This window comes from Luteimonas sp. A537, assembly GCF_054052065.1.
The window spans coordinates 787127-797592 of record NZ_JBSVRH010000002.1; the positions used below are offsets into that span (position 1 = coordinate 787127).

Here is a 10466-nt window from a genome sequence, read left to right on the forward strand (position 1 = left end):
GTTCCAGGCCGCTTCATTTCCTCTCCCTATCGCGCACATTGTCGCGCGCTACCAACCAAGGACACAGTGATGGCCAAGACCAAGGAAAAAACCAAAACCGCCAAGCGCAGTGCCACGCGCAAGACATCGCCTGCTGCGTCGCCGGCCGCGGGCTCGGTGGCACCAGGCGTTGATATCGGGATCGCCGACAAGGATCGCAAGACGATCTCGCAGGATCTCGCGCAGTTCCTGTCCGACAGCTTCACGCTGTACCTGAAGACCCACAACTTCCACTGGAACGTGACCGGCCCGATGTTCAATTCGCTGCACGCGATGTTCATGGACCAGTACACCGAGCAGTGGAATGCCCTGGACGAAACCGCCGAGCGCATCCGCGCCCTGGGCTACAACGCCCCGGGGTCATACGCCGAATTCATCAAGCTCTCGACCATTGCCGAAGAGCCGGGCCTGACCAAGGCCCCCGATTGGCGTGAAATGGTGCGCCAGCTGGTCGACGGCAACGAATCCGTCTGCCGCACCGCGCGCAGGGCGCTGTCCCATGCCGACGACGCCGGCGACGACCCCACCGTCGACCTGCTCACCCAGCGCCTGCAGGTGCACGAAAAGAACGCCTGGATGCTGCGCTCGCTACTCCAGTGAAGTCGCATACGCTGCGCGTCTGACGACCACGGGTTTCGCGGTGCGAAACCCGTGCACTGCACAACACGCTCCCGATCCCCGCGCCGTTGGCGCGCCCCACGTGGCGAAGCCTTCCTACCCATGACCAAGGCCGATACCCGATAGGCCGGCTATGGGTATCGCCGGTATCCTTGGCGCATGAGAGACGCTGCACACCGGATCCTGCGCGAAACCTTCGGCCACGAGGCCTTCCGTGGCGAGCAGGCCGCCATCATCGAACACGTCGCCGGCGGCGGCGATGCCCTGGTGCTGATGCCCACCGGCGGCGGCAAGTCGCTGTGCTACCAGGTGCCGGCGCTGCTGCGCGAGGGCACCGCGATCGTGATCTCGCCGCTGATCGCGCTGATGCAGGACCAGGTGGAGGCCCTGCGCCAACTCGGCGTCAACGCCGCCTTCCTCAACTCCACGCTCGATGCCGCCGAGGCGGCCGCCATCGAGCGGCAGCTGCGCGAAGGCACGCTGGACCTGCTCTACGTCGCGCCGGAGCGCCTGCTCACTCCGCGTTTCATGTCACTGCTCGACGCCAGCCGGATCGGCCTGTTCGCGATCGACGAGGCGCACTGCGTCTCCCAATGGGGCCACGACTTCCGCCGCGAGTATCGCGAGCTGACCGTGCTCCACGAGCGCTGGCCGCAGGTACCGCGGGTCGCGCTCACTGCCACCGCCGACCCGCCCACCCAGCGCGAGATCGCCGAGCGGCTGCAGCTGGAGGGCGCCCGGCGCTTCACCAGCTCGTTCGACCGCCCCAACATCCGCTACACCGTGGTCCACAAGGACAACGGCAACCGCCAGCTGCAGGACTTCATCGGCGGCCACCGCGGCGAGGCCGGCATCGTCTACTGCCTGTCGCGCAACAAGGTCGAGAAGACCGCGGCCATGCTGGTCGAGGCCGGCGTCGACGCCCTGCCCTACCACGCCGGGCTGGACGCCTCGGTGCGCGCCGCCAACCAGCGCCGCTTCCTGCTCGAGGACGGCGTGGTGGTGGTGGCGACGATCGCGTTCGGCATGGGCATCGACAAGCCCGACGTGCGCTTCGTGGCGCACATGGACCTGCCGAAATCGATCGAGGGCTACTACCAGGAGACCGGCCGTGCCGGTCGCGACGGCGATCCGGCGGAGGCCTGGATGTGCCACGGCCTGGGCGACGTGGTGCTGCTGCGGCAGATGATCGACCAGTCCGAGTCCGGCGACGAGCGAAAGCGCCTGGAGCACCGCAAGCTCGACGCGCTGGTCGGCTACTGCGAATCCACCCGCTGCCGCCGCCAGGTGCTGCTGGCCTGCTTCGGCGAGGACTACGCGGCGAAGGGACCCGGCGAGCCCTGCGGCAACTGCGACAACTGCCTGTCACCGCCCGAGACCTGGGACGCCACCGTCGCCGCGCAGAAGGCCCTGTCCTGCGTCTACCGCACTGGGCAGCGCTTCGGCGCGGCGCACCTGATCGATGTGCTCAGGGGCTCGGAGTCCGAGCGCGTGCGGCAGTTCGGCCACGATGCGCTGAGCACCTACGGCATCGGCACCGACCTCGACGCGCGCGCCTGGCGCGGGGTCTTCCGCCAGTTGGTGGCCGCAGGCCTGCTCGAGGTCGACACCGAGGGCTACGGCGGTCTACGCCTGACCGCGGACAGCCGCGAGGTCCTGCAGGGCCGCCGCGAAGTGCTGCTGCGCAAGGAAGCCCCGCGCCCGGCGCGCGGCCGCGGCCGCGACGGCGAGGCCCGCGCGGCCCGGCCGGTGGTGGAGGTGGCGCGCGCCGACCAGCCGCTGTTCGAGTCCCTGCGCGCGATGCGCACGCGCCTGGCACGCGAGCAGGCCGTGCCGCCCTACGTGATTTTCCACGACGCCACGCTGCGCGAGATCGCGCGCCTGCGCCCGCGCACGCCGGGCGACCTTGCGCTGATCGGCGGCATCGGCGCCGGCAAGATCGAGCGCTACGGCGACGAAGTGCTGGACGTGGTATCCGAGGCCGAAGCGGCGGCATGACACAGCGGCCATCTCCCGACTGAAGGCAGAGGGCCGCACCGCCATCCTGGCCCCAGTCCCGTGTGAGCGGCTACAGCCGCGATCGGCGACAGCGCCAGGCCAGTTGTTTGCGGCGGGAGCTGCTCCGTCGTGTTCCGCGCTGCCCTTCCCTCCCGCCTGCATCCACATGCAGGCGGGCCCGGGATCACGGCTGCAATCGCGTGGGCTCAGTAGCTGCCGACGAAGTTGATGTACCAGCCCTTGTGGTCGTAGTCGAAGTCGGTCAGGTCGTCGCTGAAGTCGGTGAAGTTGTAGCCGGCACCGATGCGGAAGTTCTGGCCGATGTCGCGGTCCACGCCCAGCATCCAGCCCTGGCGGGTGCCGCCGTCGTCCACGTCGAGCCAGCGGTACTCGGCCAGGCCGTGCCACTTGTGGGTCAGCTCGTAGCGCAGCTGGCCGGCCGCGAAGGTGGTCGCCGAATCGAACCAGTCACCCGTGCCGCGCCCGTAGCGCACCTCGCCTTCGCGACGCGCCAGCTTGGCCGCCGCTTCCCAGCGGTGCCCGAGGCGGTACACGCCCTCCAGCGACAGGACCTGCGTCCTCTGGTCGTAGTCCGCGCCGCCCAACTGGCCCAGCGTGGCCAGGTCGTACAGGTAGGAATAGCGACCGAACAGGCCCCAGCGGCTCTCGTTCCACGGCCGGTAGGCGAAGCCGAAGTTGCCTTCGATGAACTTCGCGCCGGCGGCCGGATTGATCGCGTCGTCGGTGTCGGCATAGTTGAAGCGCGCCGCGATCCGCCAGCTCTCGTTGATCCGGTGCGCCAGGCGGTTGGTGCTCACCCACTGCGTGCGCTGCTCCACGCCGGTGTCCTCGCGCCATTCCAGCTTGCTCTGCCAGTCGGTGCGCTGCGAGGTGTGGCCGCCGAAAACGCTGACCGCGCGCCGGTCGATGTTGCCGCCCTCGCTGTTGGTCAGCTCGCCGTCGGTCAGGGTGAAGCCGAGGTTCCAGCCCTTGACCGGATAGAAATCCATGCCGAAGGTGTGGGCCAGGCCGGACTCGCCGCGCGACTTGAGGAACTGGCTCTCGTTGAACATGTTGGTCTGGTTGGAGATCCTCCAGCGCTGCCCCAGCGTCCAGCCGTTGCGCGCGGCGGGATTGAACAGCGGGTCGTAGTCGCTGCGGTCGGTGGAATAGGTATAGCTGCCGTAGAAGCTCTGCAGCGGCGACACCCGGTACTCCGCCTCGACGCTGGCGCCTTCGCCACGGTCGCCGGTGGTGGCCTCGGCGCCGACCGTGGACAGGTTGGCGAAGTTGTAGCGGCCACCCAGGGTCAGCGCATCGTTGTCCTCGTACTGGCCGCCGTCGTCGTCCAGGGTCACCTGAGCGATGCCGTACAGGTCCAGCGCGGTGCCGAAGCGATGGGTGTACTTCACCGCACCCAGCATGCCCGCCGCCGTTGCCTGCGCCTGCCGGCGCTCCTCGATGCGGCGCACCTCGGCCGTCAGGGCGTTGTACTCGCCCGGGCGCCATTCCAGGCTGGCCTGCGCCTGGCGCAGCACGTCGCCACCGCGTTCGGCATTGCTGTAGCGGGCGAACACGCTCAGGTCCGGCGAGAACTGGCCCAGCACTTCGGCGCCGTGTTCCTCGATGTCCATGCCGGTGTCGAAGCGCGAGATCGAGTAGCCGGCGTCCACCTGCCGCCACCAAGCGCCTGCGCTCCAGTCGAGCTGCGTCCAGCCCAGCTCCATGAAGTTGGCGCGCGCCTCGACCGAGGTCGCATCGCCTTCGCGCGGGCCGGTCGGGTTGGTCTGCACGAAGCTCATGCCGCCGTTGTCGGAGAAGAACACCGGCGCACTGCTGGCCTCGGTCCGGCTGTGCTCGACCTTCAGGTAGGTGCCGCGGCCGGCCTGCAGGGTGAGGTCGGCGGCCATCAGGCTGTAGTCCTCGCCGGCGCGGTTCTCGTCGACCCAGGTCAGGCCGACGCCGACGTGGTCGCCGAACCAGTGCTTGCCGCGGACGCCGGCGGTGATGTCGTCGGGGTCGAAGCTTTGCGGCACCCATTCGTAGTCCACCAGCAGCCGCTGCTCGTAGCCGTCCAGCGGCGCGTCGCGGGTGATGGTGGGCATGTTCTGGCGGCTGATCTGCGCCAGCGGACGGGTCAGCAGGAGCCGGCCCTGCAGCTCGTCGATCTCGTAGTCGGCGCCGCGCAGCAGTTCGATGCGCTGCTCGACGCGGCCGGTGGTGCGGTCGCGCACTTCCAGCACCACCCGGTCCGAGCCGGGCAGCACGTCGGTATGGCGCAGGTAGTACAGGCTGCCACCGGTACCGGTGAACTCGCTGTGTCCCGGAGCGGTCTGCGCCTCGGAGCCGAACGCGCGCAGCTGCGTCTTCGCATCGCCCCAGGCGTTGTTGTCCATGGAGCGCCACTTCAGCCCGGCGCCGTACAGGGCGCGCGAGTACTGCGCGTACTCGGTCCCGGTGATGCCGGTGTGGAAGTTGCCCCACAGGGCCTCGTTCTTGTCCCAGTCCACGCGCACGTAGAACCGGCCCATGGTGTCAACGTCACGATACGTCGTGGAGTCGTCGCCATAGGTCGGGTAGTACAGGTCCGGATCCAGGCGGCGGAAGATGTCCTGCGGGTCGGCGGTGGTGAAGCCGTCGAAGATGTCGCCGAGCGGACGGTTCTGGGTGTCGGCCTGCGCCGTCACCAGGTACCTGCCGGCCGTCTTGCCCTTGAGGTAGAACGCCAGGCGGCCGTCGCTGAGGATGTCGTCGTCGCGGCCGGCCACGGCCAGGTCGCGCCCGGGCCCGCTGGCCCGGTTTTCGTACACGGTGATGTCGGCGAGCGCGACGCCGAAGAAGTAGCGGCCGCTGACCTCGACATCGAGCGGATAGCTCGACGCCGCGGCACCGGCACCGGCGCCGCCTTCGGACACCGCGATGTCGAACCGGTGCTGGCCAATCGGCATCAGGTACTCGGCGACGAACTTGCGCTCCATGTCCACCGGATAGCTTTCGCCGTTGATCGACAGCGTCTGGCCTTCGGGCACGTTGCGGCCCTGGATGCGCACGCGCGAACCATAGACCGGGATGTTCTGCTGGCGCAGGCCGTTGCCGGCGAACACATCCTCGACCAGCATCTGGTCCTGCGCCTGCTCCGCGCCCAGGCTGGTGCCGAGGCTGCGCTCGGCGCTGCTGCGCACCTGCTGCAGGCCGCGCTCGGCCTCGGCCGGGGTCACCAGCTGCAGCCGGCGCGGATGGGTCTCGTCGAAGCGGCCCTGCGCATCATAGGCGCGAAGCACGTAGACCAGTTCGTCGCCCGCGCGGAACTGGATGGCCGACGGCAGCTCGCCGTCCCACTCGTCCTGCGCGACCGCCATCACCGGCAGCGCGAAGCGCGCGACCGGCGCGACCAGGTCGGCGTCGTTGCCGCGGAACACCATGACCTCGTAGCGCTCGATGAAGTCGGTGTAGTTGCCTCGGGCGAAAAAGCGCACCGGCTTCTGGATGCGACCGTCGGCGAAGGCCACCATCGTCGGAGCAGAGACCGACAGCTCCGGCTGGCCGAGGCTCGGGTCTTCCGTGGCCCAGATCACGCCGCCGCCGGGCAGGCGGATCGAGAAGTTGCCTGCGATGTCGGCGCGCCCCGGCTCTTCCATCGCCAGGGACACGCGGCGGTCGGGCTGCAGCGCGGCCGAGCCCGATTTTCCATCGGTCCCGTCGGTCACCGGCTCGTCGTAGCTGCGCGTGCGCAGGCGGAACAGCAGGCCCTCGTCGCCGGCGCAGCCGGCGGCATCGCAGTCGAACACCGTCGGCGCCGCGTCCACGACTTCCGTCGGCGCGGCGACCGGCGCTGCGTCCTGCGCCATGGCCACCGGCGACAGGCCGGCCAGGATGCCCAGCAGGGCACGGTCAAGCAGTTTCATCTTCATTTTCCGGCTCGTGTTCATCGTGCATCCGTCCCGGTCGGGGCAGCCGGATCACCGCTGGATTCCACTCTCACCCGCTCGCGGACCTCGGGCCGCAGGCGCAGGCGCAAGGCCTCGTAGACCGAGGTCGCCCGACGCAGGCCAAGCGCCGCGTTGTAGGCATGCGGGCCACGGACGTCGGTGTGACCGACGACCACCACCACGCCGCCACCCATCGCCTCCAGCCGCGCGGCCACCGCGTCGAGCAGGCCGTCGAACTCGGGCCGGATCGCCGACTTGTCGGTGTCGAACAACACGGTCCCGAGCATCGCCCCGCTGGCGGTCGCGCCCGCGACCAGGGGCGCATGCGGATCGTCCACGCGGGTGCGCAGCACGACCTCCAGCCCCTGCTGCGCATCGGCCGACACCAGCGGCTGCAGTGCATCGCGTACCGCACCGGCGCGGGCGAAGGCCAGGGCCTCGCTGTCGCCATCGGCGCTGATCACCACCTCGCCACCGGCATGGGCCTCGATCCGCTCGGCCACCTGCGCGATCACCGGCAAGTAGGCGTCGCGCACCTCGGCGCTGCCCGGGGCGAAGAGCACCGCACCCAGCTCCAGCGAGACCTGCTCGCGACCGCCCGGCAGGACCCGCACCGGCAGCTTCACGCCGAAGTCGAAGCGCACCGGGATGCCCGGGGTGACGCGGCGCACCAGCGGATTGGCCGTGGTGAACCCGGTCCCCGCCGGCAGCGTCGCCGGATCGACCTTCAGGATGAAGTTGCGGCCACGGCCCCAGTCACCGCCATGCACGTCGGCCACGTGGTAACGACCGTACTGATCGGTTTCGATCAGCAGGCCTTCCACCGAGGCGATGCGCACGCCAGGGATACCGCGCTCGTCGATCCCCTGGTTGGAGATGACGTAGGCCACTTCATAACCGCCTTCGACCGAGGACACGCGGCGCTCGACCGTCGGCGCCGCGGCGTTCAGGCCGCGGGCGGCTTCACCGCTGTGCTCGACGCTGGTCTGTCCGTCCGCCGCCATGCGCACCGTCACACCCTGGTCGCTGGTCAGCACGAAGCCGTCGTTGAACTCCAGCGCGCTCAGGCGCTGGCGGATCACCGTCGTCGGCGCCGGATCTGCTTCCGACGCACGCGCCGCGATGGCGCCCACCTGGATGCCGTGCAACAGCGGCGAGCTGGCGTCGGCCAGCGGCCTCGGACCGTTGCCGGTGTCGATCGTGGTCGAGTTGGCCACGTAGGCACCCGGCGCGAAACCACCGCTGACCGCCACGCCGCCCAGGTCGGCGCGATCCTGCCAGCCGTCACCGTCGCGGTCGTCGAAGACCGTGCCGAAGATCAGGCTGTCGTCCAGCAGCGGATCGCCGTCAAGCACCACCTCCGCGGTCGCCACGTTGGAGATCGGGTTGCCGCTTTCATTCACGGCCACCGCCTCGTTGACGTGGACGCCAAGGCGCACGCCCGCACCCACCCGCAGCAGGTAGACGATGGTGGCATCCCCACCCGCGGCGATGTCCAGGCCACCGATCCGAAGCGGATGGGGGCCGGGCGCCAGGGTGAAGGCGCCGTCGGCATCACGCACCGACATCGAGCCTTCCACGTAGCTGAAGCCCGCCGGCGGCGTATCGACCAGCACACCGTCGACCAGGTCCACCAGGCCGATGTTCTCCACGGTCACCGTGTAGCGCACCAGGTCACCGACGTTGACCGTGCGGGCCGCGACGCTCTTCACCACGCGCAGCAGCGTCGGATTGCCCACCACATCGATGGTCGCGATCGCGGTGTCGCAGTTGGTTGGATTGGCCGCGTCGCAGATCGTGTACGGGTAGGTATAGGTCCCCGTAGGCGTATCCACGGCGATGGTGATGGAGCCGTCCGGATTCATGGACAGGCCCGGATGCGATGGCTCACCTGGAGTCAGCACGACCTCCGGCACCGTCGCCGGGTCGGGACCCACGGTGTCGTTGCCGAGTACCGGGCGGGTGGTCTCGCCCGCGTCCACGGTGCCCATCGGATCGTCGATCGCCACGATGCGCGGCATCGGCGTCGGCGTTTCCTCGTCGATGTTGTTGTCCGGATTCGGGTCGGTCTCGTTGCCGTCCACGCTGGCCGTGTTCCGGTAGTCGCCCGTGGCGTTCACGGTCACGGTGATCGACAGGGTCGCGATGCCGCCATTGGCCAGGTCGCCGATGGTCCACAGCCCCGTGCCCGCGTCGTAGGCACCGTCACCGGCACTGGACACGAAGCTGTAGCCGCTGGGCAGCGCGTCGGTGGCGACCACGCCGGTGGCATCGGCCGGACCGGCATTGCGCACCGTGAGCGTGAAGACCACGTTGGTCCCGATGATGGGGGTCGCGTTGTCCACGACCTTCTCGATCGACAGGTCGGTTCCGCTCTCGATCTCCACCACGGCCTCGCCAGGCGGCGAGACGATCGGCGTACCGGGCTCGCCCGGACGACCAGGCGGCGTACCCGCTGCGGTCGCCGTGTTGTGCACGGAGCCGGCGTTCACGTCCGCCTGGGTCACGACGTAGGTCGCGGCCGCGGTCACGCTCTCGCCCACCAGCAGCACGCCCTCGGCGCCAGGCCAGGCATACGTCAGGGTGCTCAGGCCAGGCAGCGGGTCGGTGACCGACACGTTGGTCAGCGTCACGTCGCCGGTGTTCTCAACCAGGAACTGGTAGCTGATGACGTCGCCTTCGGTGTACGGACCCGTCGAGGTCACGGACTTCACCAGCGACAGGCTCGGGTCCTGCGCGATCGGCGTATCGACCGGGCTCGGCGGTGTCGTCACCGGCGGCGGGGTCGGGTTCGACTGCGTCGACGGCGGCGTGCCATCAGCAGTTGCGCTGTTGTGCACGTTGCCGGCGTTCACGTCGGCGGCAGTCACGACGTAGGTCGCCGTCGCGGTCACGCTCTCGCCCACCAGCAGCACGCCCTCGGCGCCAGGCCAGGCATACGTCAGGGTGCTCAGGCCCACGAGCGCGTCGGTCACCGACACGTCGGTCAGCGTTACGTCACCGGTGTTGGCCACCAGGAACTGGTAGCTGATGACGTCGCCTTCGGTGTACGGACCCGTCGAGGTCACGGACTTCACCAGCGACAGGCTCGGGTCCTGCGCGATCGGCGTATCGACCGGGCTCGGCGGTGTCGTCACCGGCGGCGGGGTCGGATTCGACGGCGTCGACGGCGGCGTGCCATCGGCAGTCGCGCTGTTGTGCACGTTGCCGGCGTTGACGTCGGCGGCGGTGACCGTATAGGTCGCCGTCGCGGTCACGCTCTCGCCCACCAGCAGCACGCCCTCGGCGCCCGGCCAGGCATACGTCAGGGTGCTCAGGCCCACGAGCGCGTCGGTCACCGACACGTCGGTCAGCGTTACGTCACCGGTGTTGGCCACCAGGAACTGGTAGCTGATGACATCGCCTTCGGTGTACGGACCCGTCGAAGTCACGGACTTCACCAGCGACAGGCTCGGGTCCTGCGCGATCGGCGTATCGACCGGGCTCGGCGGTGTCGTCACCGGCGGCGGAGTCGGGTTCGACGGCGTCGACGGCGGCGTGCCATCAGCAGTCGCGCTGTTGTGCACGTTGCCGGCGTTGACGTCGGCGGCGGTGACCGTATAGGTCGCCGTCGCGGTCACGCTCTCGCCCACCAGCAACACGCCATCGGCACCAGGCCAGGCATACGCCAGGGCGCTCAGGCCAGGCAGCGGGTCGGTGACCGACACGTTGGTCAGCGTCACGTCACCGGTGTTCTCAACCAGGAACTGGTAGCTGATGACATCGCCTTCGGTGTACGGACCCGTCGAAGTCACGGACTTCACCAGCGACAGGCTCGGGTCCTGCGCGATCGGCGTATCGACCGGGCTCGGCGGTGTCGTCACCGGCGGCGGGGTCGGGTTC

At 69.3% G+C, this 10466-nt stretch carries 4 protein-coding genes; 2 read left to right on the top strand and 2 right to left on the bottom strand.

What is annotated here, in order from left to right; genetic code table 11:
* Positions 1-69: 69 nt before the first annotated feature.
* A complete protein-coding gene (locus ACW7GZ_RS07635; RefSeq protein ID WP_457005602.1) occupies positions 70-639 on the top strand; it encodes a Dps family protein in 570 nt (189 codons plus the stop codon).
* Positions 640-816: 177 nt separating this feature from the next.
* Positions 817-2655, top strand: a complete 1839-nt coding sequence (recQ, locus tag ACW7GZ_RS07640; RefSeq protein WP_457005604.1) for a DNA helicase RecQ — start codon at positions 817-819, stop codon at positions 2653-2655.
* A 206-nt stretch (positions 2656-2861) separates the two neighbouring features.
* On the opposite strand, the gene ACW7GZ_RS07645 is transcribed toward recQ, so the two are convergent.
* Both ACW7GZ_RS07645 and ACW7GZ_RS07650 read right to left on the bottom strand, forming a co-directional pair.
* A complete protein-coding gene (locus tag ACW7GZ_RS07645) occupies positions 2862-6560 on the bottom strand; it encodes a hypothetical protein (RefSeq protein WP_457008606.1) in 3699 nt (1232 codons plus the stop codon).
* 20 nt (positions 6561-6580) lie between these two features.
* The coding region (locus tag ACW7GZ_RS07650; RefSeq protein WP_457008608.1) for a DUF7507 domain-containing protein at positions 6581-10466 on the bottom strand (3886 nt) is incomplete at its 5' end.